Consider the following 24,020-nt stretch of genomic DNA (forward strand, 5'->3'; position numbering starts at 1 on the left):
GGCCTACGAATGATGCCCGCCTAAGCGATACGGCTAGCGAACCGTGCGGCTCCGCGAGGTGGAACGCGACCGGCGGGCCGGCGCGGCGGCCGCCTTCTCCCGCTCCTCCTCGGCGCGCTTGACCGCGAACTCGGCCAGCGCGTCGATCAGCGACGCCACGTTCGCGGTCTCGGGCTGCACGTCCACCCGCAGCCCGAACTCGCGCGCCGTCGCCGCGGTCTGCGGCCCGATGCAGGCCACCACCGTCTTGTTGTGCGGCTTGCCTGCGATGCCGACCAGGTTGCGCACCGTCGAGGACGAGGTGAAGCAGACCGCCTGAAAGCCACCGGACTTGATCGCGTCACGGATCTCGGCCGCCGGCGGCGCCGCCCGAACGGTCCGGTAGGCGGTCACGTCGTCGATCTCCCAGCCGCGCTCGCGCAGCCCCTCGGCCAGCGTCTCGGTGGCGATGTCGGCCCGCGGCAGCAGCACCCGGTCGATCGGGTCCAGCACGTCGTCATACGGCGGGAAGTCGGCCAGCAGGCCCTCCGAGGACTGCTCGCCGCTGGGCACCAGCTCCGGCCGGATGCCGAAGGCGCGCACCGCGTCGGCGGTCTGCTCACCGACGCAGGCGATCTTCACGCCGGCGAAGGCCCGGGCGTCCAGGCCGAACTCCTCGAACTTCTCCCGGACCGCCTTGACGGCGTTGGTCGAGGTGAACACGATCCACTCGTACCGGCCGGTGACCAGGCCCTTGATCGCGCGCTCCATCTGGGTTGGCGTGCGCGGCGGCTCGACGGCGATCGTCGGAACCTCGACCGGCACCGCGCCGAAGTCACGCAGCCGCTCGCTCATCGCGCCGGCCTGCTCCTTGGTGCGCGGCACCAGGATCTTCCAGCCGAACAGCGCGCGGGACTCCCACCAGGCCAGCTTCTCGCGTGAGGCGACGGCCTTGCCGATGGTCAGCACCACTGAGCCGCACATGCCGGTCGCCGACAGCTCGGCCTCGGCGAGGGTTCCGGCCGTGCTGACCTGCGCGGTCGTGGTGCCGGCACAGGTCACCACCATCGGGCTGTCGGGCTTGAGCCCGGAGGCGACCAGCTGCTCCGCCACCGGCCCGACCTCGTCGGCATCCAGGGTCAGCACCAGGGTGCCGGGTGCTGCCGCCAGCGCCTCGTAGTCGACCGGCTGGCCCTGCCGCAGGTCGACCTCAGTGCGCACCGGCCCACTCGGCACGCCGGCGTAGCTGGTGGTAGCGGCCGCCACCGACAGCGCCGGAACGATCTCGAAGGGCACCACGGTCTTGCCGACGGCCAGCACCTCGCGGGTGACGGCGTCCGAGCCGAACGGATCGCCGCACACCACTCGCACCACCGCCAGGCCGTTGCGTGCCTCCACCAGCAGCGCCTTGGCGGCGTCTGCGGGTATCGTGTCGGCCGGGCGGACCTCGCCGCGGATGAGTGCCCGCACGGCGTCGGAGACAGCGGCATCGACGTAGGCCACGTCGGCCGATGCCAGCACCTCCGCGGCGCGCACGGTGAGCAATCCAGCGTCGCCCGTGCCGATGCCCACGAAGGACACCTTGCCGACGGACTTACGCGCTCGGGTCATTTCGAGCTCCCCATCATGATGTTCGCGCCGAGATCGATCAGTTCCGCGGCCAGCCGCAGCCCGATCTCCTCGGCAGTGTTGAGTGGACCGGACGCCGACAGCCGGACGGCATCGCTGCCGTCGATCGCCGTGACCGAGCCACGAAGGAAAACTTCGAGCAAGCCGTCATCACCCTCGGTGATTTCGGCGAGTGCCCCCACCGGGGCGGTGCAGCCTGCCTCAAGGGCAGTGAGCAACGACCGTTCGGCAGCGACTGCCGCCCTGGTCGTGTGGTCATCGAGCGGCGCCAGCAGTGCCCGGGCGTCCTCGTCGGACTCCCGGCACTCGACGGCGAGCGCGCCCTGCGCGGCTGCCGGCAGCACCTGAATGGGGTCGAGCAGTTCGGTGATGACCTCGCCGCGGCCGAGCCGGTGCAGGCCGGCCACCGCGAGCACCACCGCGTCGAGCTGGTCGGCACCGGAGCCCACCTTGGACAGCCGGGTGTCGACGTTGCCGCGAATCGGCACGATCTCCCAGCCGCGGTCCAACGCGCGCAGCTGGGCGGTGCGCCGCGGCGAGCCGGTGCCGATCCGGGCGCCGGCCGGCAGCTCCAGCAGGCTCAGCCCGTCCCGCGCGCACAGCGCGTCCCGCGGGTCCTCGCGCTGCGGCACCGCGGCCAGCGCGATGCCGGGCGCCAGCGCGGTCGGCAGGTCCTTGAACGAGTGCACCGCGACGTCGATCTCGCCGGCCAGCAGCGCCTCGCGCAGCGCGGAGACGAACACTCCGGTGCCGCCGATCTGCTCCAGCGGCTGCGACGAGCGGTCACCCTCGGTCGAGACCAAGACGACCTCCACCGGCACGTCCGGATTGCTGCCGGCGAAGGCGTCGATCACCAGCTGGGTCTGGGTACGGGCCAGCAGGCTGGCGCGGGTGCCGACCCGGATGGTGCGAGTCATCGTCATCAGCCGCTCACCGCCCCGGACCCACAGAGCCGTCCGGACCCACAGAGCCGTCCGGACCCACAGAGCCATCGGGACCCACAGAGCCGTCCGGACCCACAGAGCCGTCCGGACCCACAACGCCATCCGGACCGACGACGCCGCCCAGCGGTCCCTCGTCGAGGGAGTCGGCGTCCAACGGCTCGGAGCGCTTGACCGCGGTGACCGAGCCCGGCCGCGCCGGGTCGAGGTCGAACAGCTCGCGCAGCGCCGCCGCGTAGGAGTTGCCCTCCGGCGTGGCGGCCAGTTCCTTCACCCGGACGGTCGGGGCGTGCAGCACCTTGTCGACGGCCCGGCGGACCGCGCTGGCCAGCTCCTCACGAACCGCGGGCTCCAGGCCGGGCAGCCGGCTGTCCAGCCGCAGCAGCTCGGCGTCCACCACCTGCGCCGCCCGGGCCCGCAGCGCGGTGACAGTCGGCGCGACCGCCCGCACCTGCTGGCTGGTCAGATAGCCGCGCAGCTCGGTGGCCACGATCGCCATCGCGGCCGCCACCTCGGCGTCGCTGACCATCGCCCCGGAGCTGCGCAGCACGTCCAGATCGACATAGTGCACGTCGGCCATCAGCGAGACCGCCGGGTCGACGTCGCGAGGCAGCGCCAAGTCGAGCACCACCAGCGGACGGCCGGCCCGCGGGCGCACGTCGGGACTCTCGACCACCAGGCCGGTCGCGCCGGTGCACGAGATCAGCACGTCGGCCCGCGCGATCTCATCGGCGAGGAACTCCTTCGAACCGACCCGGCCGCCGACGCTCTGCGCCAGCCGCTGCGCCCGGTCGGGGCTGCGGCTGATCACCACCGCGTCCAGGGCCGCGCCGCCGGCCAGCCGCTGCAACGTCGCACCGGCCAGGGCGCCCATGGAGCCCGCGCCCAGGATCACGAACCGCTTGCCGATCAGCTCCTCGACACCGCCCAGGACGTCGGCGGCCTGCTGCAGCGCCACCGACACCACCGACGCGCCGGCCCGGGCGATGCCGGTCTCGGTGTGCACCCGCTTGCCGACCCGCAGCGCGGTCTGGCTCGCCTCGTGCAGCACCTTGCCGACCGTTCCGGCCTGGGTGCCGGTCGCGTAGGCGTTGCGCAGCTGGCCCAGGATCTGGGACTCCCCGACCACCATCGAATCCAGGCCGGCCGCGACCTGCAGCAGGTGGTCGGCGGCGGCCTCGTCGAAGTGGACGTAGAGGTGATCGCCCAGCTCGGTCACGCCCATGCCCGCGATCCGGGCCAGCGTGGTCGAGATGTCGACGACAGCCGGGTGGAACCGGGCGACGTCGGCGTAGATCTCGATCCGATTGCAGGTCGAGAGCACCACGACCTCGGAGATGGCCTCGCTGCGGTGCAGCTCGTCCAGAACCTTGACCAGCCCCTCCGGCGGGATGCTGGCGCGCTCCAACACCCGGACAGGAGCGGAGTGATGTGAGAGACCGACGACGAGCAGGGTCACCGAGCCACCGCCACCTTGCTGATCGACTCGGTGGCAGACATGGCGGCAGCCGGCTCGGCGGTGGCCGGCCCGCAGTCCGCCCGGCCGGCCTTGCGGTTGTCGTGGAAGGACAGGATCTGCAGCTCGGCAGCGAGGTCGACCTTGCGCACGTCGACATGCGGGGGCACGTTCAGCACCGTCGGCGCGAAGTTCAGGATCGAGGTCACGCCGGCCGCCACCAGCCGGTCACAGACGTCCTGCGCCGCGGCAGCCGGCACCGCGACCACGGCGATCGCGATCTTCTCCCGCTGGACGACCTCGTCCAGGCGGTCCACGTGCTGCACGGTCAGCCCGCGCAGCCGGGTGCCGACCAGGGCCGGGTGGGCGTCGATGAGCGCCGAGATCCGGAAGCCCCGGGAGGCGAAGCCCGCGTAGCCGGCCAGCGCCTGCCCCAGGTGGCCCAGGCCGATCAGGGCGACGGCCCGGTTCTGGTGCAGGCCGAGGGTCTTGTGGATCTGCTCGGTCAACACCGAGACCTCATAGCCGACGCCGCGCACGCCGTAGGAGCCCAGGTAGGACAGGTCCTTGCGCAGCTTGGCCGAGTTCACACCGGCCGCGGTGGCCAGCGACTCCGAGGAGACGGTGGCCACCCCGTGCTCGCCCAGGCCGATCAGAGCGCGCAGGTAGGTGGCCAGCCGGGCGACGGTGGCCTCCGGGATCGAGCGCTGATCGGTAGCCGTGACCGGCCGCGGGTCAGCGTGGTCGCCGACCGCGTTCAGCTGATGTGGCTGCGCGATCATGTGCTCCTCGAAACGGACCGGTCGCGGCCTGAGCCGTGGCCCCCCGCACGAGGGGCAGACCGGTGTGGTAAAGGGGTCGACAGCGATGAACCGTACGCCTTTGTGAAGGCATTCACAAAATCGCTGACCCGTGTGGTAAGAGCGTTCTGAGCGCCGCCCGGCGCTGCTACTCGCAGCCTGCCAGCCTGCCCGAATGCCCGCTGCCCGGACGTCCGCGCGAGGCGTCGCCGTGAGGTGCTGGCCACGCCGGTTCAGCGTTGCAGGGCAGCCCGAAACCGGGCCTCTTCCAGGTGCCAGTAACCGTGCTCGGCGCCGTCGATCAGGATCACCGGCACCCGTTCGGAGTACTCGTTGGCACGCGCCCGGTCGGCGTCGACGTCCAGCAGCTCCAGTTCGAACCCGAGCTCGCCGGACAGCGCGGCCAGCTGCCGTTCGGCGTCATCGCACAGGTGGCAGCCGTCCCGGGTGATCAGGGTGACACGATGCTGGTTGGCGGGCATGAGGCTCAGCTCCGGCTGGCCGGTTGCCCGGCGGCGGCCCGTAGCCGCCACTTCATCACCTTGCCGGTGGCGGTGTGCGGCAACTCGGTCACCTCGATGATCTGCTTGGGCAGCTTGAACCGGGCCAGCGACCGCCCGGCCTGACCGAGCAGCTCCTCCGGATCCAGCACGGCGCCCGGCGCGGGCACCACGTAGGCCACGATCGAATCGCTGGTCTCGCTCTCGGTCACCCCGAGGACCGCGATCTCGGCCACCCCGGGCAGCTTGCTGAACACCGCCTCGACCTCGGCGGGGTAGACGTTGAAGCCGTTCACCAGCACCAGGTCGCTGCGCCGGCCGACCAGGTAGTAGTCGCCGTCGTCGTCGGCCACCGCCAGGTCACCGGTGCTGAACCAGCCCTCGGAGTCCGGGCCGTCGGCGGCGTCGGGCCAGTAACCGAGGAACAGGTTCGCCCCGCGCACCTCGAGCAGCCCGAGGTCACCCACCTCCACGGCCTCGCCGTCGCTGTCGACCAGCCGCACCTCGACGCCGGGCAGCGGCCGCCCGACCGAGCCGGCCTTGGGCTCTGCCCAGCTGTCCGGGCCGGTGGGGGTCAGGTTCAGGCTGATCACCGGAGCGGCCTCGGTCAGCCCGTAGCCCTCGAACAGCGGCACCCCGACGGCGGCGTAGCGGGCCACCAGCTCGGCCGACAGCGGCGCCGAGCCGGACAGGGCGAACCGGACGCCGGCGAAGCCGTCGGCCAGGTCGGGCTGGCCGGCCCACATCGCGAACTCCACCGGGGCGCCGATCACCACGGTGGCCTGCTCGGCGCGTAGCTGCTCGAGGTTGGCGGCCGGGTCGAACTTCGCCACCAGCACCACGCTCGCGCCGAAGTACAGTGCAAGCCCCAGCCCGGCATTGAGCCCGAAGACGTGGAACAGCGGCAGCGGCAGGTAGATCCGGTCCCGCGCGCTGATCGGCGAGGGCCGCAGCTCGGCCACCTGGGCGAGGTTGGCCAGCAACGCGCGCACCGGCAGCATCGCGCCCTTCGGCACGCCCGAGGTGCCGGAGGTGTAGAGCAGCACCGCCAGTTGCTCGCCGGTGCGGTCCAGGCCCTGCGGCGGGCCGCCGGCCGCGGTCCGGCCGCTGGCCAGCAGCTCGGTGACGGTGGGCAGCCCGTCCGCGCCGGACCGGGCGGCGACCACGATCTGGCTCAGCTGCTGATGGCGCTGGTACAGCTCGTCGGCGGTGGCGACCACGGCCACCGACGAGGTGACCAGCATCCGGGCGCCGGAGTCGGCCAGGATGTGGTCCAGCTCGGGCAGCGTGTATCCGGGGTTCACCGGGACGATCACCAGGCCGGCCCGCAGCGCGGCCAGGTAGACCACGACGAATTCGGCGGTGGTGGGCGCCTGGATGGCCAGCCGGTCATCGGGCCGCATGCCGGCCTCGACCAGGCCGGCCGCCAGGTCGGTGACGGCCTCGCGCAGCTCGAGCCAGGTCCAGCGGCGCTCGGCGTCGATCAGCGCCACCTCGGCAGGCCGCTGCGCCGCCGCCCGTTCCAGCAGCTCGCCGAACGTCGACGGTTGACCGCCCACCTGGCTCGATGGGCTCGATGGGCTCGATGGGCTCGATGGGCCGGATTGCCACCCGCCCGACTCGACAGTCACCAGACCTCCCTGGACCCCGGCGCGGAACGTGCGTAGGCCGGTTCGACTAACAAGCTACTGGCGGGTACGCCACGACGCCAGGCCGGTCGGCCGGGCCATGGCAGCTCAGGCATCAACAGAGAGTAACCACTTGGTACTCGTCCTGGAACGTTTGTACAGGTACCGTCCAGGTCACGAAATATGGCTGTCGTTTGGCGGCGCACTCGAACCACGAAAGCGGGCTTGGCTGATGAGCGTCCCCGGCGTGGCTGTGCGCCTACCCGCGGCAGCCACTCAGGGCTGGGCAGAGCTCGCCCAGCTGGTGGCGCGGGCGGTCCAGGACCTGACGCGCGCCTCCATGGACGCGGTGGAGTCGGCGGTCAACTTTCCGCTATCGACCTCCCCGCCCACTGCCACTCGTGCCGGCCCGTCCAGCGCGTCCGGCGATGTCGGATCCTCCAACGACCCGGCGCGGGAAAAGATACCGCTGCCCCACGACGGCGACACCTCGAACATCGAGGCTGAGCACGCCGCGATGTGGACCCTGGTCCGGGCGGCCCAGCAGGGCGACGGCGAGGCGTTCGGAAAGCTGTATGACCAGTACGTGGACTCGGTGTTCCGGTTCATCTACTACCGGGTCAACGACCGGGCCCTGGCCGAGGACTTCACCTCCGAGACCTTCTTGCGCGCGCTGCGCCGGATCTCCTCGATCAACTACCAGGGACGCGATATCGGCGCCTGGTTCATCACCATCGCCCGCAACATCGTCTTCGACCACACGAAATCGGCCCGGTTCCGGCTGGAGCTGACCACCGGTGAGGTCATCGAGGGCAACGAGGTGGAGGCCGGCCCCGAGCTCGCGGTGCTGACCCGGCTGACCAACGCCCGGCTGCTGGAAGCGGTCAACACCCTGGGCGAGGAGCAGAAGGAATGCATCGTGCTGCGGTTCCTCAACGGCCTGTCGGTGGCTGAGACCGCGTCGGTGATGGGCAAGAACGACGGGGCGATCAAGGCCCTGCAGCACCGGGCCGTCAAGAGGCTGGCCAGCGTGCTCGGCGACGAACTCACGTGAATCTGATAAGTAGGCCGAAATCGAGTAACCGCAGGAGCCCGCTGTCGTTGAATGCAACGAAGCAGGCCAGTACCGCCGATCAGGCGTCCGGATGCTGAGTTCCGACAAGCCTGGGAGGCAGCGATGAGCGTCGGCAGATCTGCCGCCCGTTGGGCCCGCGGTGATCGCGCCGCTGGTGGCTCGGCTGTCGAGGCTGAGCTGATCAGCCGGTTGCGGACGTTGCCCGGCCCCGCACCCGAAATCCGGTTCAGAGCCGAGCTGCGCGCGCAGCTGGTCGCCATCACTGCCCGCATCGTGTCCGAGTCCCCGGCCGAGGCCGCACCCGCCGACCGCCGGTCCAGCGCGGCCGGCAGCCGCGCCCTGCGCACGCTGCGCCGGCCGGTGCTGGCCCTGGCCGGTGCGTCGACGGTGCTGACCCTGCTGCTCGGCATGGCGGTCTGGATGTCGAGCGGCTCGCTGCCCGGCCAGTCCCTGTACGGCGTGAAGCGGGCCAGCGAGAACGTCCAGCTGTCGTTGGCCGGCAACGACGTCGCCAAGGGCGAGGCCTACCTGCAGCTGGCCGGCAACCGGATGCACGAGGTCGCCGACCTGCTCTCGCAGCCGTCGGCGATGGCGACCGCGGGTGGTCTCAGCGCCGGAACACCCCGCTTCACCCCGCGCATCGCCACGCTGGTCACCGAAACCCTGGACAGTGCCGACGACGACAGCGTCCACGGCATGCAGCTGCTCGGCCGGGCCGCGGTGGCCCAGCTGTCGAAGGAGCCGCTGGCCAAGATGAGCGGCTGGCTACCCCAGCAGCGCACCCTGATGGCCGAGATCCGGGACCGGATCCCGGCCGGCGCGCTGCGCACCCGCGCCCAGGCCTCGCTACTGCTGCTGCAACGGATCGCCACCCGCACCGACCAGCTCACCAGCTCGATGGGCTGCCCCTGCCTGGCCCAGGCGCTGGCCGACGAGCTGGGCCCGCTGCCGTGCACCGGTTGCGCCGCGGTGCCCCGCCCGGCGCCCGGCGGCGGAGCGGCCACCGTGCCGGTGCCGGTTCCCGGCCTGGGCTCGCCGGTCGGGCCGTCCGGGTCGTTGCCCAGCCTGTCCTTGCCGCCGCTCGGCGGGTCCGGCGGTTCCAGCTCCGGCAAGGCGGGTGGTCTGGTGGGCACGCAACCGGCGGGACAGCAACCGGCAGGACAGCCGGCGGGAACGCAACCGGTGGGATCGTCGCCGACGGCCTCGAGCCTGCCGTCCTCGCTGACGTCGGCCCCGCCGCCGGCGCTGCCGTCCAGCTTGCCGACCGGCCGGCCCAGCTCGCTCGGGCCGATCGTGATCGGGTCGAGCACCCTGCCGGCCACGCTGCCCGGGGCGGTCGGCAGCATCCTGCCGACGCTGCCGACCCTGCCGGGTGTCTCCCGCCCCTGACCCACTGACTACGCTCGGTGCTGCTCATCGAACTCCAGCGTCTAGGGAGGCGGCAGTGCCTGGCCTTTCCGCGGGCTCAGCGGTGCCCGAACTCGAACAGGCCCTCACCGTCCCGGCCCAGCCCGACGCCGCCGCGTTCTTCGACGTGGACAACACAGTGGTCGTCGGCGCGTCGATCTTCCACTTCGCCAAGGGGCTGGCGGCCCGCAAGTACTTCTCCACCAGCGACCTGCGCCGGTTCCTCTGGCAGCAGGTGCGGTTCCGGACCGGCGGCGAGGCGCACAACAACATCGCCTCGGCCCAGGAGTCCGCGCTGGCCTTCATCGCCGGCAAGTCGGTCGCTGAGATCGTGGCGATGTCGGAGGAGATCTACGACGAGACCATCGCCGCCAGGATCTACTCCGGAACCAGGGCGCTGGCACAGCTGCACCTCGATGCCGGTGAGCGGGTCTGGCTGGTCACCGCGACGCCGGAGGAGCTGGCCCGGATCATCGCGCGCCGGTTGGGGCTCACCGGAGCGCTGGGCACCCGGGCCGAGGAGCAGGACGGCCTGTTCACCGGACGGCTGATCGGTGAGCTGCTGCACGGCGAGGCCAAGGCGGCGGCGGTGCGTGACCTGGCGCTGCGCGAGGGGCTGGACCTGGCTCAGTGCGCGGCGTACTCCGACTCCATCAACGACATCCCGATGCTGTCACTGGTCGGCCGGCCGGTCGCGGTCAACCCGGACTCCGCGCTGCGCGACGAGGCCCGCCGGCGGGGCTGGGAGATCCGGGACTTCCGGACCGGACGCAAGGCCGCCCGGATCGGGGTGCCGACCGCCCTGGTCACCGCGGCGGCCGGCGGCGCGGTGGCCGGCGGCTTGGCGATCGGCCGGCGGCAGGAGCGCAACCGCGGCCGGACCTGACCGCTCGGGGCCTGCTCAGTGCCAGCTCAGCGCTGTGGCGACCTCAGCGCCAGATCCCAGCCGCTCGGGCCCGCTCAGTGCCAGACCGACCGGCGCTGCATCAGCAGCCGGTACAGGCTGCCCTGGATCTGCTCGCGAACCCGGTCGGTGATCTCGAAGACCAGCATCGGGTCATCCGCGGCCTCCGGGCCGTACTCGCTGGTCTCGATCGGCTCGCCGAACTCGATGTGCCACTTGCTGGGCAGCGGGATCAGCCCGAGCGGCCCCAGCCACGGAAAGGTCGGCGTCAGCGGAAAGTGCGGCAGGCCGAGCACCCGAGCCAGCGTCTTGGCGTTGCCGAGCATCGGGTGGATCTCCTCCGGGCCGACGATCGCGGTCGGGATGATCGGCGCGCCGGTCCGCAACGCCGCCGAGACGAACCCGCCGCGGCCGAAGCGCTGCAGCTTGTACCGTTCGGAGAACGGCTTGCCGATGCCCTTGAACCCCTCCGGCCAGACCCCGACCAGCTCACCGGCGCCCAGCAGCCGCTCGGCGTCGGCGTTGCAGGCCAGCGTGTTGCCGGTCTTACGGGCCAGCGGCGCGAGCACCGGGGTGGTGAACACCAGGTCCGCGCCGAGCAGCCGCAGAAAGCGGTGGTTCGGCGTCTCCTCGTGCACCGCGGTGGCCGTCATCACCCCGTCCAGGGCCCACAGAGCGCCGGCGTGGTTGGCCACGATCAGCGCTCCGGACTCGGCCGGCAGGTGGTGCACGCCGGTCACCTCGGTGCGGAACCACCTGCGGTACAGCTGGCGGGCCACCGGCAGCAGGGTCGCCTCGGTCAGCTCGGGGTCGAAGCCGAACTCATCGACCGGGTAGTCCCCGGTGATCCGGCGGCGCAGGAAACCCAGCGCGGACGCAGCCCGGCGCTCCCACGCCGCGCCCTGGCCGGCCGGCGGCTGCTCCGGCTCAGTGCTGTGGGACCCACGGTCCTGCGAGTGCAGCCTGATCACCTGCGCCTCAGCCATGGCGAAGCCTCCTCGAGGACCGGATCGACGACACCGACGCCGTCGTGCGCGACGGGTGCGGCGGCGCGGTGGTCCTCAGCAGCCGGGCGAGCACCGCCTCGCCGGCGTCGAGGACTGACTCGGAGAGCACCGGGGTGATCGGGCGGCCGGTCAGGAACGACTCGAAGGCCTGCGTGGTCGAGAACTGCGGCGAGTACCCGAAGACGTCCTTGAGCCGGTCGTTGGAGACCACCCGGCCGAAGTTCAGGAACTGCATCTGCTCGGGTGAGAAATCGACGATGCCGCTGCGCCGCACCGCCCGGCCGACGAACGAGACGGCCGGGGCCGGCACCGGGACGGCGATCTTGCCGGCCCGCCGGATCGCCTGGCTGAGCAGCAGCACGCCGTCCGCGGCGACGTTGAAGGTGCCCGGACGGTCGGAGGTGCTGGCCAGCCGCAGCACCTCGATCGCGTCGTTCTCGTGTAGCAGTTGCAGGCGGGGGTCGAAGCCGAAGGCGGTGGGCACGACCGGCAGCTGGAAGTAGCGGGTCAGCGGGGTGTCGATGAACGGCCCCACGAAGTTGGCGAAGCGCAGCAGCGTGACGTTGACGTCCGGCCGGCGGCGGGTGAACCCGCGCAGGTAGCCCTCGACCTCCACGGCGTCCTTTGCGTAGCCGCTGCGGGGCAGCGCCCGTGCCTCCATGTCCTCGGTGAAGATGGCCGGGTCACGCGGTGAGGTGCCGTAGACCGCGGTGGTGGACTTGACCACCAGCCGCTGGACGGTGTCGGAGTGCTGGCAGGCGGCCAGCAACTGCATCGTGCCGATGACGTTCAGCTCTTTCATCGGCGCGCGGCCGCCGGCGCTGTGCGGGGTCGCCGTCACCGAGGCGTGCACGACGGTGTCCACCTCGGCCTGGCTGATCACCCTGGAGATCAGCGGGTTGCGGATGTCGGCCCGGACGAACTCGGTGCGGCCCAGCAGGTCCAGGTCGGCCCGGGCCGGCGGGACGGTGTCGACTCCGAGGATCCGGTCGATGGCGGGGTCGGCGGACAGCCGCCCGGCCAGTCGGCAGGCCAGATGCCGGCTGACGCCGGTGACCATGACGACCCGCGACATAGGACTCCTACGAGGGGATGCCTAGCTCTGCCTGGAGCGACCCATGCTAGTCAGCCGGCTGGGTGGCTGTCAGCGGTCGCAGACGCGAAAAGCTGGCTTCGCGTCTCGACGTCGAAGCCAGCTCAGCGGGGCGGGGCTACTTCTTGTTGCGGCGCTGAACGCGCGTCTTCTTCAGCAGCTTGCGGTGCTTCTTCTTGGCCATCCGCTTGCGCCGCTTCTTGATGACAGAACCCATTACCTACCTCACCAACATGATCAACTCGCGTTATCAGGACCTGAGCGACTGGGCTGAACTCGAATGACCTCGAAGTCACCTACAGGTCATACACGCGTCACTGGGGGCAGCTTACCGTGCTGACGCGGGCGCGATGACACCCGCTGGGCGCTGCCCTTGGGGGCAGGGGCTGCCCTTGGCTCAGGACCTGTCCTGTCGGATCCGCCAGAGTTGTCGCATACTTCTGGCAACCGACTATTGAAGGAGCTGTCACATGTCGCAATGGAACTCGCCGAAGCCGTCCACCTGGCACTAGCCCAAGCCGTCCGGCTGGGAGTGGTAGCGCCCCTCAAATCCGGCGTCAGCGTCATTGGGCTCATCGACCCGTTCGAACCGGACTACGGACCACCAAGGAGCTGTCACATGTCGAATAACAACTGGCCGAAGCCGTCCGGCTGGAACTGGCCACGCCCCTCCCAATGGGGTTGGCCCTAATCGGACCTGCTTCGTAACATCAACACCCGACCGTCAAAGAAGCCCGACGCATGTCGAATTGGAACTGGTGAACCGTCCCACTCGGAGTGGTTCTGGCCCAGGCACGACCGTCATGCCGCCAGGTCGACCTGGCGGCATGTCAGCACGACGGTTCTGACAGCGCTCAGCCGGCCTCGAAGAAGGCGCTCTTCAGATAGTCCTGGACGGCCTTCTCGGGCACCCTGAAGGAGCGGCCCACCCGGACAGCGGGCAGCTCACCGGAGTGCACCATGCGGTACACCGTCATCTTCGAGACGCGCATCACCGCGGCCACCTCGGCCACTGTCAAGAAGCGCACCTCACGTAACCCGTCGGGGGTCGTATTCATCTGTTCACCGGACTCTCGGCACGTGACAGTGAGCCCGGCTTCCCGCCGGGCAACCTGACACGCACGTGCTGGGCTGAGAGTAGCGGTACCGATGGTGCCCGTGCGATACATGTTCTTCACAAAGTGGATACTTTTTCCTCAAGACAGCGTGGCGAACCCTGTCCCGCGGCGGTGCCGTGCTGGCACGCCCGAAGGTCCGGGCGGCTCACTCCGCGTCGGCGGCCCGGCCCAGCTCCGCCGAGCGGTTGCGGGCGGCTTCGATCGCGGCCAGGAACGCCGCCCGGACGCCGTGATTCTCCAGCTCGCGGATCGCTGAGATGGTGGTGCCCGCCGGGCTGGTGACCGCCTCGCGCAACTGCACCGGGTGCTCGCCCGAGTCGCGCAGCATCACCGCCGAGCCGACCAGTGTCTGCACGATCAGCTCGGCCGCCAACGCCCGGGGCAGGCCCAGCAGGATGCCGGCGTCGATCATCGCCTCGACCAGGAAGAAGAAGTACGCCGGGCCGCTGCCGGACAGGGCGGTCACCGCGTCCAGCTGCGACTCGGGCACCCGGACCACCCGTCCGACCGCCGACAGCAGCTCATCGGCTCGCTGCAGGTGTTCCTGGGTGGCGCGGGAACCCGCCGAGATCGCCGTCATCGCCTCGTCGACCAGCGCCGGGGTGTTGGGCATGCAGCGCACCACGGCGGGCCCGGCCGGCAGGCCACGCTCGATCCGCGCGGTGGTGATGCCGGCCGCCACCGACACGATGAGGTGCTCGTCGGTGACCAGGTCAGCCAGCTGGCGCAGCAACGGGTCGATGTCCTGCGGCTTCACCGCGATCAGGATCGTCGTGCAGGCCTGGACGGCCTCGGCGATCTCCACCACCCGGACGCGGTATCGCTCGCTGAGGTAGCGGATCCGTTCGGGGTAGTGCTCGACCATCAGGATGTCACCGGGGGCGGCGCTGCCCCGCAACAGGCCGGACAGCAGCGCCTCGCCGATCTTGCCGCCGCCGATGATCGCCAGCCTGCCGGGGTTGCTCGTCATGGCGTCATCCTCCCAGCTGCGGCGAGCCGGGTCGGCCGGCTGCCGGCAGGGTCAGTGGATCTGGTCCAGCCGGCGCAGGATCACGCCCTCACGCAACGCCCAGGGGGACAGTTCGAACTCCGGGATGCCCAGCGCCAGCATCGCCTGCTCGGCCACCACCGCGCCGGCCATCGTCTGGTGCGCCCGGCCCGGCGACACCCCGTCGAGTTCGGCCAGGTCGGCGGCCGGGATCCGGGAGATGAAACCGATGATCTGCCGCAGGCCGTTGATCTGCAGGCTGCGGCGAACCCGGGGACCGGCGCTGGAAGGCGCGGCGCCGGCCAACCGGGCCAGCGTCCGGAAGGTCTTGCTGCTGGCCACCACCCGGTCCGGCAGGCCCGGGGCCAGCAACTGCTTGGCCGGGCCGGCGAGCTGGTCGGCGACGTACTCGCGCAGCTCCTCGACCGACTGCTTGGACGGCGGGTCACCGTCGAGCCAGTCCCGGGTCAGCCGGCCGGCGCCCAGCGGGACCGACAGCGCGATCTCGGGAACCTCGTCGCAGCCGACCGCCAGCTCCAGCGAGCCGCCGCCGATGTCGAGGCAGAGCAGCCGGCCGGCGCTCCAGCCGAACCACCGCCGCACGGCCAGAAAGGTCAGCACCGCCTCGTCCTCGCCGGTGAGCACCAGCAGCTCAACGCCGGACTCTTCTTTGACCCGGGCCAGCACCTCGGTGGAGTTGCGGGCGTCCCGGACGGCTGAGGTGGCGAAGGCGAGCAGCTCGTCGCAATGCAGCTCTTTGGCCTGGCGCCGCGCGCCCAGCGCCGCGCCGACCAGCGCGTCGGCCCCCTCGACCTTCAGGTCACCGCGCTTGTCGAGGTGCTCGGCCAGTCGCAGCACGCTCTTGCGTGACAGCTGCGGTGTCGGCTGAGCGCCGAGGTGGGCATCGACCACCAGCAGGTGGACAGTGTTGGAGCCGACGTCCAGCACCCCTAGTCGCATGCCGGCCACGCTAGCCGATGACCTGCGCGGGTAACCGCCGGACACCGGTGCCCGTTCTGGCAGCCTGCGAGTGCGCCGGGTTAGTCTCGCCGTTGTGCCTGCCAGTGCCCGGAACCTTCCTGTCATACAACCGGTCATACCGCCTGCTCCTCGCGACAGCGAGGTGAGCCTGGACTTTTCCCGGGAATGGCTGGAATTCAGCGACCCCAGCAACCCCGACCACCGCATCAGGGCCGACCTGACCTGGCTGTGCTCGCGCTGGACCTGCATCTTCGGCCGGGGCTGTCACGGCGTTCTCGAGGGCCGGGCGGCGGACGGCTGCTGCAGCCACGGGGCGTTCTTCTCCGACGACGCCGACCTCAAACGGGTGCGGGGCTACGCCAAGCAGCTGGACGCCGAGACCTGGCAGTACCAGAAGGTCGGGCGCAAGAAGGGCATCACCGAGAAGGACTCGGTCGGCGATGAGGAGAACCGGACCCGGACCAGGACGGTGGACGGGGCCTGCGTCTTTCTCAACCGGCCGGGCTTCGCCGGCGGCGAGGGCTGCGCCCTGCACGCGCTGGCCTTGCGCACCGGCCTGCATCCGTTGGACACCAAGCCGGAGGTCTGCTGGCAGCTGCCGGTGCGCCGTGAGCAGGAATGGGTGACCCGGGCCGATGACACCCAGGTCCTGGTCTCGACGGTGACCGAGTTCGACCGGCGGGGTTGGGGCGAGGGAGGACATGACCTGCACTGGTGGTGCACCTCCTCTCCCGAGGCCCACGTGGGGACCGAGCCGCTGTACGTCAGCTACGGGCCTGAGATCACCGCCCTGATCGGGCAGGCCGCGTACACCGAGCTGGCCAGGCTCTGCGCGCTGCGGCTGGCGCAGGGCTTGGTGGCGGTGCACCCGGCAACCGCCGCGGCGGGCAAGCCATCCGCCGGGCCCAACAAGGCCGTGGCCGGTTAGCTGGCACCGGTTCAGGCCGCCACAGCCAGCAGGCAGTCGGCCTCGGCCGGCTCCTCGGCCCAGCAGAACGAGCACTCGACGTCCAGCCCGCGATGCGCGCCGGTGAAATGGTCGGCAGCCAGCGCGGCGCAGTGATCGCACTCGCCGTTGAAACCCTCGCGGGCCGGGTCGAACCAGGCCCCGCAGCCGGCGTTGACGCAGCAGGCGGCATCGGGGCCGTTCTCGGTGCGGTCGATGTCGGACATCGGCGGCTCACCTCCACAGGTTGACTGGGGCGAACCTTCGCACCGACCTCTGACAATTTCTGGTCCGGCGCCCGCGGCCACGGCGCGAACGGCTGCCGATGACCGCCTCAGCCCTCGAACTTGTAGCCCAGCCCCCGCACCGTCAGCAGGAACTTCGGGTTCGCCGGGTCCGGCTCGATCTTGGACCGCAGCCGCTTGACGTGGACGTCGAGGGTCTTGGTGTCACCGACGTAGTCCGAGCCCCAGATGCGGTCGATGAGCTGGCCGCGGGTCAGCACCCGGCCGGCGTTCCTGAGCAGCAGCTCGAGCAGGTCGAACTCCTTGAGCGGCAGCGCCACGGTCGCGCCGTTGACGGCCACGGTGTGCCGTTCGACGTCCAGCCGCACCGGGCCGGCTTCGATCGTCGCGCTCACCAGCTCCTCGGCCTCCGCGCCCCGGCGCAGCACCGCCCTGATCCGGGCGAGCAGCTCCCGATGCGAGAACGGCTTGGTCACGTAGTCATCGGCGCCCAGTTCCAGGCCGACGACCTTGTCCACCTCGGAGTCCCGCGCGGTCAGGATGATGATGGCGACGTTGGACTTCTGGCGCAGCGAGCGGCAGACCTCGGTTCCGGACAGCCCCGGCAGCATCAGGTCCAGCAGCACCAGGTCCGCGCCGTTGCGCTCGAACTGGCGCAGCGCGTCGGGGCCGTCCTCGGCCACCGACACCTCGAAGCCCTCGCGGCGCAGCATGTAGGACAGCGGGTCCGAGATCGACTCCTCGTCCTCGACGACCAGTACCCGGGTCACCGGGCCTCCTCTCCTGACAGTGCGACGGCGACCAGCGGAGCTGGATCGGCCAGCGGGGCGCGGCCGGCCAGCGGCAGCCGCATGGTGAAGGTGGAGCCCGATCCCAGCACGCTCCACACCGACACCGCGCCGCCGTGGTTGGTGGCGATGTGCTTCACGATCGCCAGGCCCAGGCCGGTGCCGCCGGTGGCCCTCGATCGGGCCTGGTCCACCCGGTAGAACCGCTCGAAGACCCGGTCCAGGTCGGGCTCGGCGATCCCGATCCCCTGGTCGGCGACGGCGATGTCGACCCAGTCGACGCCGTCGGCGTCGGTGACCAGGCGGCTGGTGACGCTGACCCGGGTGTTCTGCGGGCTGTAGGCGATGGCGTTGTCCACCAGGTTGCCCAGCGCCGTGCTCAGCTGGGTCTCGTTGCCGCGCACCTGCAGGCCGGGTTCGCTGCGCTCGACCACCGTGATGCCGGTCTGCTCGGCAAGCAGCCGGCTGCGGTCCACCGCCTCGCCGACGATCTGGTCCACGCTGATCAACCCCTGCCCGGGCAGCGCTTCGGCCCCCTGCAGGCGGGACAGCTCGATCAGCTCCTGGACCAGCCGACCCAGCCGGGAGCCTTCGCGCTGCATCCGCCCGGCGAAGCGCTGCACCGCCTCGGGGTCATCAGCCGCCTCCTGGACGGCCTCGGCGAGCAGCGTCAGGGCGCTGACCGGGGTCTTGAGCTCGTGCGAGACGTTGGCGACGAAGTCCCGGCGCACCAGTTCCAGCCGCCGGGCGTCGGTGATGTCGGAGAACCGCAGGACGACCGAGCCGACCCGCCCGCCGTCGGGCAACGGCATGGCCCGCACCAGGAAGCTGACGTGCTCCGGGCCCCGGCCGGGGGTGGACAGGTCCAGGGTGACGCTGTCGGCCACCCCGGTGTCGGTCACCGAGCGCACCAGCTCCGACAGCACCGGCAGGGTCAGCCGATCGCCGTCGACGACCCGCATCCGGCGCGCCACCGGGTTGGCCAGGATCGCGGTCTCGTCCCGATCCAGCACCACCACCCCGACGTCGAGCACGCTGAGCGCCCGCGAGGCCAGGTTTCCGGCCGGGGCCGGCGGCGCGGTCGGGCCGGGGACCAGCCCGGCGGTGCTGCGGCGCACGAACAGCGCCGCGGCGAAGGCCGACATCGCCGCTCCGATGAGGAACGAGACGACGGCTACTTCGAGGCCCACAACCTCGATCTTACGGCCGAGCGGCGGTCCGGGATGTCCTCACGTGGCTGTGGAGCCGGGCGTCACCTGTTGTTCATCGACCGGCTGCCGCCCATTCACAGCGACCGCCTGCCACGGACATCTGAGCCCTTAGGCTGGGCGCATGCGCGATCTCTATCACGACGAGCTGGACCAGATTGGCAACAGCCTGGTGGCCATGACGCACCTGGCGGGCACCGCGATGCAGCGGGCGACCGAGGCATTGCTGACCGGTGACCTGAACGGCGCCGAGCGGGTGGTCAGCGATGACACCGCCATCGACGCCCTGCGAGCCGACCTGGAGGCCCGGACGTTCCTGCTGCTGTCGCTGCAGCAACCGGTGGCGACCGACCTGCGGGTGCTGGTGACCACGCTGCACCTGGTCGCCGATCTGGAGCGGATGGGTGACCTGGCGCTGCACGTGGCCAAGGTCGCCCGGATGCGGCACCCGGACCTCGCCGTCCCGGTGGAGCTGCGCGATGTGATCTCGCAGATGGGAACGGTGGCGCTGTCGCTGGTGGACAAGGTCGCCGAGGTGATCAAGGGCCGCGACGTCGAGCTGGCCCAGGCGATCGAGGCCGAGGACGACTCGATGGACGCCCTGCACCGCAAGCTGTTCACCCAGCTGCTGGCCGACACCTGGTCACACGGCACCGAGGTGGCCATCGACATGACCCTGCTGGGGCGCTACTACGAGCGCTACGCCGACCACGCGGTCGGGGTGGCCCGCCGGGTCGTCTTCATCGCGACCGGCGCCATGCCGGCCGGCTCGGCTGCGCCCAAGCAGCCGCCCGCCGTCCCGCCGACGGCATAACGACAGGAGCGGGAACCGCACCGCACTTGCTTTCACCTCGCCGCTGCCTATAGCCGCTGCCACTTAGTGGAGTAATGCTTCCACGCTCAGATCTGTCTAGGCAAGAAGTAGACACTTTATCTAGATATATCGTTAGAATCCGACCCAAATGTTCAAAAAATACGTAGCAGCTCCTAGGCGCTTATATAGATGAAATGCCTATTTGAAGGTCATCATCTTATGGAGAGCTGTATAGCAACTCGCTTAAACTCACTCCTCCAGTGATAGACAGCTACGCAGGTCCAGGTACTGCGATAGCTCTGCCGCAGTCCTATGAACAGCGGCCTTACCGATGGCACGCGCATGTAGTGCCCGTTGTTCAATCAACCGAGGTACATAGCGCGAAGGCATTAGTTGCCTGGCATACTCCGACCAGCACGCGCGCTACACGGTGCTCGGCCTCGACCGATGCGTTCGACCCTAACGACCGGTCATAGCTGCCTCCGTACGCAGGCGCTGGTCGAGACATCAAACTAGATCCCTGCAGTACAAGGCGAAAGCTCAACGACAGCATCGAAGCGAGTGCCCTGCGCACTGTGAGACAGGTAGGTATGTGTTGGGTACTGGTGCCTTCCTATGTCAAGTAGTGGTGACAGATCCGAACCTTCCGGGTACGGTCTGTAACGGTCGATGCGGGGGGAATCGCGGATGAGAGGCGGTCTGATCAGTGGCAAGACGCGGCCTGTCCGGCCGCGCCTTGGCCCTGGTGATCAAACGCGTGTGTTTACGGCCATTCCCATTGACGCAACATTGACTACACCCCCTTCGACCATTGAGGTCCGTACCAGCGCCTTCGTGAATTCCCCTCACGGAACACTGCACGTGCCTAAGTGCCGGCGGTTCCTGGAATGATCGGACCCGACGGCGTCTGCTTATTGCTCTTGGCAACGATGAGTGTCACCTATTCCATCTCGGTTCGGCGGTTAGAACGCCTTCGGCGCGCCCTCTCTGAAGAAAAAATGCCCAACCTTGTAAGTACTTGGACGTTCGCTGCTGCACTGACCCTGCCACCGCTGTACATCGCCGTAGTAGTTACAGCCACTTACTTAGCCGAGTGGCCGTCTCGCAGAATCGTTAGACGTGCCACTCCGCTTAAATATCTCTATGGCGGCGTTGCCGCTGCCAGCTCCTGCATCGTTGCCTCGGCAGTTCTGCACGCAGTAGATGGAGTCGCAGGGGTTCCGCTCGCTATGCTGACCCACTCCGCTGTCAACATCGGCTTGATCGCTGCGGCAGTGATGCTGGCTCGGCAGAAGCATGTGCTGCGGATGTTCGCGAATCCCAAGGCGCACGCGGCGGAGGCCGCAACGCAATGTCTGGGTATAGCACTGGCCGGGCTCCTCAGTTGGCACGTCGCGCTGGGCGTTCTAGTGGTGCCGGCACTGCTGCTCGTCCACCATTGGTCGCTGCGAGAGACAGTCAAGGTCGAGGAAGCCTTCGACCCGGAAACCCGCCTGTGGTCCGAGAAGGCGTGGATGGTGCAAGCCCAGCAGAAGCTGCACGACGCACGAGGCCACGTCGCCCTGCTCATGATCGACCCGGACGAGCCCGACCAGGAGCACCTCATCATGCGGGCCATCGAGTCCGGACTGGGCCCATCGGACCTGCTGGGCCGCTACGGCACCCGGCAGATCGTGGTGCTGATCCCGGTGGGCCGGCCCGAGGCCGGCCCCTTCATGAGCGCCGGCTTCCGAGCGGATCTGGCCGCCGCGGGTGTACATGCGGCCCTCGGTTGCGCTACCACAGCCGACTCCGAGCTGGAGGCGCTGCTGATCGAGGCGATGTCTGACCTGATGGGCCGGCGCACCGAGGCCGGGGTCAACCGGAACTGGTAGCAGCAGGAGGGTTAGCGGTCTTCCGCTCCTAGCTTTCTTCCGCTCCTTCGATGACCGAGGCCAGCGTGCTCTCCAGGAACGCCAGCACCGACGCGAGAGCGGTGAGCCCCTCGGTCCTCGCCGCCCGGGTGCGGTCGCCCAGCTCGAGCAGCAGGTCGGTGACCTGCCGGCGCTCCGCGGTGGTGAAAGCGGAGATGTCCATCGGCGCCAGTTCCGGCGCCGACGCCTCGGAGGTCGGCGCGGTGAACGCCCGGATCAGTCCGGCCACCGCCTGCGCCTGCTCGATGGTGAGCGTCCCGGTAGACGCCGGCAGCATGGACGCCAGCAGCGAGCGGTCCTCCGACACGTCGATGTCGAACTGGGTGGCGTAGCTCAGCACCACCTCGCGGGGGTCGACGCCCAGGGCGCTGGCCGTGCCTTCGATGACCTCGCGGGACTTCGGCCAGCCCCGGACCTCGCCCTTACTGATCTTGCCGAACGTCTGATAGGGCACCGAGCCGCCGGAGCGCTCTTCGAGTTGCCGGAGGGTCAAGCCGGTGGCGAGCTTCTGCCGAACGAGCTCGGCGATGGTCGGCACATTTCCGGAGCCGGGGTCAACCACGACGCTGATCGACCCCTCTCGGTAAGGCGCGGCGGCTGCCGGGCGGCGGTGCGGGCCGAGCGGTGGCTTGGCGTCTACCAAAGGTAGAGGTAGCCGACCCATTCGATGCCCCCGTTCTCGGAACTACATGCCGGTAATTGTGATCATGAGTGTCTACCAAGACTCGCCGTTTGTCAATCAATACTTGACATACCTCTAGCTGTCAGGCGACGATTTGAATCATGCACGAGGTCACGGGAGCCCTTGAGGGAGTCGCTGGATGAGGTTGAGAAGTGCCGAGACACTGAGGGCTCTGATGCGCCAGCAAGGCCTGTCCCTCAGCGGACTGGCTTCGGCTGCCCAGTGCTCGAAGAGCTTCATCTCGCACCTGCTGTCCGGACGCCGCAACACCTGCACCGACGCGCTGGCCGATCGCATCGCGGCGGCGCTCGACGTGCCCACCCGCGTTATTTTTGTGCCCTCTAAGTCAACCACTGATAGACAGGCTGACTATCGGTCGCTACCGCCAGGGGCCGCCGACCCGTCCCACGAGCCCAGCTCGGGCCTGCCGAAAAGCCGCCCCGGCCCGCGGCCTGCCCGTTCTCAGAGCACCGAGCGCAAGGCTCGACCCGTCTCCCGCCGCGGCTGGGTACCGCGGCGGGTCCTGTTGGGGAGCAGGGGAAGGGCGGTGGAGTGGCCACCAGGCTCACTCCACCGCCGCCCGCCCAGCACCTCCCCCAAAGTCCCATCACATCTCATGGAGGTGACGCACCCATGCAGCTTCGAAGCCGCGACGCGCTGATCATCTGTCTGGAGGCGAGCGGCATGTCCGAGCGGCAACTCGCGCGGGTCGCCGGACTCGGGCACGCCACCGTCAACCACCTGGTCACCGGCCGCCGCACCCGCTGCTCGCCCGCGACCGCGGGCGCCATCGAGAAGGCACTCGGCTGTGAGGTCGGGACGTTGTTCGACGGCTCGCCTCCCACCGACCCCCAGTGGCACCGATTCAGCGCACAGCCGGCAGCCCACCCCCCTGCGAGAGCCGAGCTTCGCCACCAACCGGAACTGAACCAGCGACTGGCCTTCGATCCGGAGAAGCTCGCGGCGATGAGAGGAGTTCAGTGATGACACGTCATTGGGACTGGGACTAAACGAGGTCGAACTCTCGTCATCCAACCGCCTGAGCCCTATAGACAGAGTGTCTACTTCCCTTGGTTGGCCACTCCTTGGATGGCGGCCTCGGCGGCGGCCGGGTCCAGGTACTCGGCCGGCCGCACCGGCAGCATCGTGACGGCGTCGAGCTCGTAGCGCAGCGGGATCCCGGTGGGGACGTTCAGCGACACCACCGCCTCGTCGCTCAGGCCGTCCAGGTGCTTGATCATCGCGCGCAGTGAGTTGCCGTGCGCGGCCAGCAGCACGGTGCCGTGGCGCAGGTCGGGCACGATGGCGTCGTAGTAGTACGGCAGCATCCGCTCCACCACGTCGGCCAGGCACTCGGTGCGCGGCACGGTGGTCAGCAGGTCGGCGTAGCGCTCGTCACCGACCTGGCTGTACTGGTCGTCCTCGGCCAGCGGCGGAGGCGGCACGTCATAGGACCGGCGCCACAGCATGAACTGCTCGTCGCCGAACTCGGCCCGGACGGCCGCCTTGTCCTTGCCCTGCAGCGCGCCGTAGTGGCGCTCATTGAGCCGCCAGCTGCGCCGCACCGGAATCCAGTGCCGGTCAGCGGCGTCCAGCGACAGCTCGGCGGTGCGGATCGCCCGGCGCAGCAGGGACGTGTGCACCACCTCGGGCGCCAGGCCATGCTCGCGCAGCAGCTCCCCCGCCCGCCGGCCCTCCTCCACACCGGTCGCGGTCAGGTCGACGTCGACCCAGCCGGTGAACAGGTTCTTGCGGTTCCAGTCGCTCTCGCCGTGGCGAAGCAGCACTAGCGTCTTGGTGGCGGCAGTGGCGGCAGTCATGAACCCAATCCTGCCAGGTCACCGCGCACCGGCTCAGCGGAGCCAGCCGACGACCCAGCCCATCAAGCCAGTCCGACGACCCAGCCCAACGAGCCCCA

24 protein-coding genes are annotated in these 24,020 nt (G+C 69.8%); 7 read left to right on the top strand and 17 right to left on the bottom strand.

Going from position 1 to position 24,020, the window contains the following annotated elements; genetic code table 11:
- Positions 1-33: 33 nt before the first annotated feature.
- The 6 genes from VF557_06390 to VF557_06415 form a co-directional block, all read right to left on the bottom strand.
- Positions 34-1,590 carry a uroporphyrinogen-III synthase gene (locus VF557_06390; protein ID HEX8079820.1) on the bottom strand — a complete coding sequence of 519 codons (1,557 nt, stop codon included), beginning with the start codon at positions 1,588-1,590 and terminating at the stop codon, positions 34-36.
- The gene (hemC, locus tag VF557_06395) at positions 1,587-2,531 is read right to left on the bottom strand and encodes a hydroxymethylbilane synthase (GenBank protein ID HEX8079821.1); all 945 of its coding nucleotides are present in this window, start codon (positions 2,529-2,531) and stop codon (positions 1,587-1,589) included. The genes VF557_06390 and hemC overlap by 4 nt, the downstream gene beginning before the upstream one ends.
- A gap of 7 nt (positions 2,532-2,538) precedes the next feature.
- On the bottom strand, positions 2,539-4,008 hold the full coding sequence (locus tag VF557_06400; protein ID HEX8079822.1) for a glutamyl-tRNA reductase: 1,470 nt from the start codon (positions 4,006-4,008) through the stop codon (positions 2,539-2,541).
- The gene (locus VF557_06405) at positions 4,005-4,787 is read right to left on the bottom strand and encodes a redox-sensing transcriptional repressor Rex (protein HEX8079823.1); all 783 of its coding nucleotides are present in this window, start codon (positions 4,785-4,787) and stop codon (positions 4,005-4,007) included. The genes VF557_06400 and VF557_06405 overlap by 4 nt, the downstream gene beginning before the upstream one ends.
- A 251-nt stretch (positions 4,788-5,038) precedes the next feature.
- Positions 5,039-5,287 (bottom strand): glutaredoxin family protein, encoded by a 249-nt coding sequence (locus tag VF557_06410; GenBank protein ID HEX8079824.1) that lies wholly within the window; start codon positions 5,285-5,287, stop codon positions 5,039-5,041.
- Positions 5,288-5,292: 5 nt separating this feature from the next.
- Positions 5,293-6,864 carry an AMP-binding protein gene (locus tag VF557_06415; GenBank protein HEX8079825.1) on the bottom strand — a complete coding sequence of 524 codons (1,572 nt, stop codon included), beginning with the start codon at positions 6,862-6,864 and terminating at the stop codon, positions 5,293-5,295.
- Positions 6,865-7,165: 301 nt separating this feature from the next.
- Here VF557_06415 and VF557_06420 point away from each other — a divergent pair, with 301 nt between their 5' ends.
- The 3 genes from VF557_06420 to VF557_06430 all read left to right on the top strand — a co-directional run bounded on the left by VF557_06420 (position 7,166) and on the right by VF557_06430 (position 10,301).
- A complete protein-coding gene (locus tag VF557_06420) occupies positions 7,166-7,987 on the top strand; it encodes a sigma-70 family RNA polymerase sigma factor (GenBank protein HEX8079826.1) in 822 nt (273 codons plus the stop codon).
- A 123-nt stretch (positions 7,988-8,110) separates the two neighbouring features.
- Positions 8,111-9,397 (top strand): DUF5667 domain-containing protein, encoded by a 1,287-nt coding sequence (locus tag VF557_06425; protein HEX8079827.1) that lies wholly within the window; start codon positions 8,111-8,113, stop codon positions 9,395-9,397.
- Between the two features lie 55 nt (positions 9,398-9,452).
- Entirely contained in the window at positions 9,453-10,301 is an 849-nt protein-coding gene (locus VF557_06430) for an HAD-IB family hydrolase (GenBank protein HEX8079828.1), read from the top strand.
- 74 nt (positions 10,302-10,375) lie between these two features.
- Here VF557_06430 and VF557_06435 read toward each other — a convergent pair whose 3' ends face one another.
- From VF557_06435 to VF557_06460, 6 genes are all read right to left on the bottom strand, one after another.
- The gene (locus VF557_06435; GenBank protein ID HEX8079829.1) at positions 10,376-11,305 is read right to left on the bottom strand and encodes a lysophospholipid acyltransferase family protein; all 930 of its coding nucleotides are present in this window, start codon (positions 11,303-11,305) and stop codon (positions 10,376-10,378) included.
- Positions 11,298-12,401: an NAD-dependent epimerase/dehydratase family protein gene (locus VF557_06440; GenBank protein ID HEX8079830.1), complete on the bottom strand. Its 1,104-nt coding sequence runs from the start codon at positions 12,399-12,401 to the stop codon at positions 11,298-11,300. Before VF557_06440 ends, VF557_06435 begins: the two co-directional genes overlap by 8 nt.
- 136 nt (positions 12,402-12,537) lie before the next feature.
- Positions 12,538-12,636, bottom strand: coding sequence for an AURKAIP1/COX24 domain-containing protein (locus VF557_06445; protein ID HEX8079831.1), 99 nt, complete (start codon positions 12,634-12,636; stop codon positions 12,538-12,540).
- Between the two features lie 637 nt (positions 12,637-13,273).
- Positions 13,274-13,477, bottom strand: a complete 204-nt coding sequence (locus VF557_06450) for a helix-turn-helix domain-containing protein (GenBank protein ID HEX8079832.1) — start codon at positions 13,475-13,477, stop codon at positions 13,274-13,276.
- Positions 13,478-13,682: 205 nt separating this feature from the next.
- Positions 13,683-14,507, bottom strand: coding sequence for a pyrroline-5-carboxylate reductase (proC, locus tag VF557_06455; GenBank protein HEX8079833.1), 825 nt, complete (start codon positions 14,505-14,507; stop codon positions 13,683-13,685).
- A gap of 51 nt (positions 14,508-14,558) precedes the next feature.
- Entirely contained in the window at positions 14,559-15,485 is a 927-nt protein-coding gene (locus VF557_06460; protein HEX8079834.1) for a Ppx/GppA phosphatase family protein, read from the bottom strand.
- A gap of 163 nt (positions 15,486-15,648) precedes the next feature.
- Here VF557_06460 and VF557_06465 point away from each other — a divergent pair, with 163 nt between their 5' ends.
- Positions 15,649-16,434, top strand: a complete 786-nt coding sequence (locus VF557_06465) for a hypothetical protein (protein HEX8079835.1) — start codon at positions 15,649-15,651, stop codon at positions 16,432-16,434.
- Positions 16,435-16,445: 11 nt separating this feature from the next.
- Here the strand turns inward: VF557_06465 and VF557_06470 are convergent, their stop codons facing one another.
- From VF557_06470 to VF557_06480, 3 genes are all read right to left on the bottom strand, one after another.
- Positions 16,446-16,679 carry a hypothetical protein gene (locus tag VF557_06470; protein ID HEX8079836.1) on the bottom strand — a complete coding sequence of 78 codons (234 nt, stop codon included), beginning with the start codon at positions 16,677-16,679 and terminating at the stop codon, positions 16,446-16,448.
- 107 nt (positions 16,680-16,786) lie between these two features.
- Positions 16,787-17,467 (bottom strand): response regulator transcription factor, encoded by a 681-nt coding sequence (locus VF557_06475; protein HEX8079837.1) that lies wholly within the window; start codon positions 17,465-17,467, stop codon positions 16,787-16,789.
- Positions 17,464-18,675: an ATP-binding protein gene (locus VF557_06480; protein ID HEX8079838.1), complete on the bottom strand. Its 1,212-nt coding sequence runs from the start codon at positions 18,673-18,675 to the stop codon at positions 17,464-17,466. Before VF557_06480 ends, VF557_06475 begins: the two co-directional genes overlap by 4 nt.
- Before the next feature lie 142 nt (positions 18,676-18,817).
- On the opposite strand from VF557_06480, the gene phoU reads away from it, so the two are divergent.
- Together phoU and VF557_06490 are read left to right on the top strand one after the other, a co-directional pair.
- Positions 18,818-19,507 (top strand): phosphate signaling complex protein PhoU, encoded by a 690-nt coding sequence (gene phoU / locus VF557_06485; GenBank protein ID HEX8079839.1) that lies wholly within the window; start codon positions 18,818-18,820, stop codon positions 19,505-19,507.
- 1,274 nt (positions 19,508-20,781) lie between these two features.
- Positions 20,782-21,381, top strand: a complete 600-nt coding sequence (locus VF557_06490) for a hypothetical protein (GenBank protein ID HEX8079840.1) — start codon at positions 20,782-20,784, stop codon at positions 21,379-21,381.
- A gap of 28 nt (positions 21,382-21,409) precedes the next feature.
- Here VF557_06490 and VF557_06495 read toward each other — a convergent pair whose 3' ends face one another.
- Complete coding sequence (locus VF557_06495) at positions 21,410-21,982, bottom strand: hypothetical protein (protein ID HEX8079841.1); 573 nt, start codon at positions 21,980-21,982, stop codon at positions 21,410-21,412.
- Positions 21,983-22,735: 753 nt separating this feature from the next.
- Here VF557_06495 and VF557_06500 point away from each other — a divergent pair.
- Positions 22,736-23,086, top strand: a complete 351-nt coding sequence (locus tag VF557_06500) for a helix-turn-helix transcriptional regulator (GenBank protein HEX8079842.1) — start codon at positions 22,736-22,738, stop codon at positions 23,084-23,086.
- 77 nt (positions 23,087-23,163) lie between these two features.
- Here VF557_06500 and VF557_06505 read toward each other — a convergent pair whose 3' ends face one another.
- Positions 23,164-23,922, bottom strand: coding sequence for a phosphoglyceromutase (locus VF557_06505; GenBank protein ID HEX8079843.1), 759 nt, complete (start codon positions 23,920-23,922; stop codon positions 23,164-23,166).
- Positions 23,923-24,020: the final 98 nt, after the last annotated feature.

The sequence above is a fragment of the Jatrophihabitans sp. genome (assembly GCA_036389035.1).
In the GTDB taxonomy this organism is placed as follows: Bacteria; Actinomycetota; Actinomycetes; order Mycobacteriales; family Jatrophihabitantaceae; genus Jatrophihabitans_A.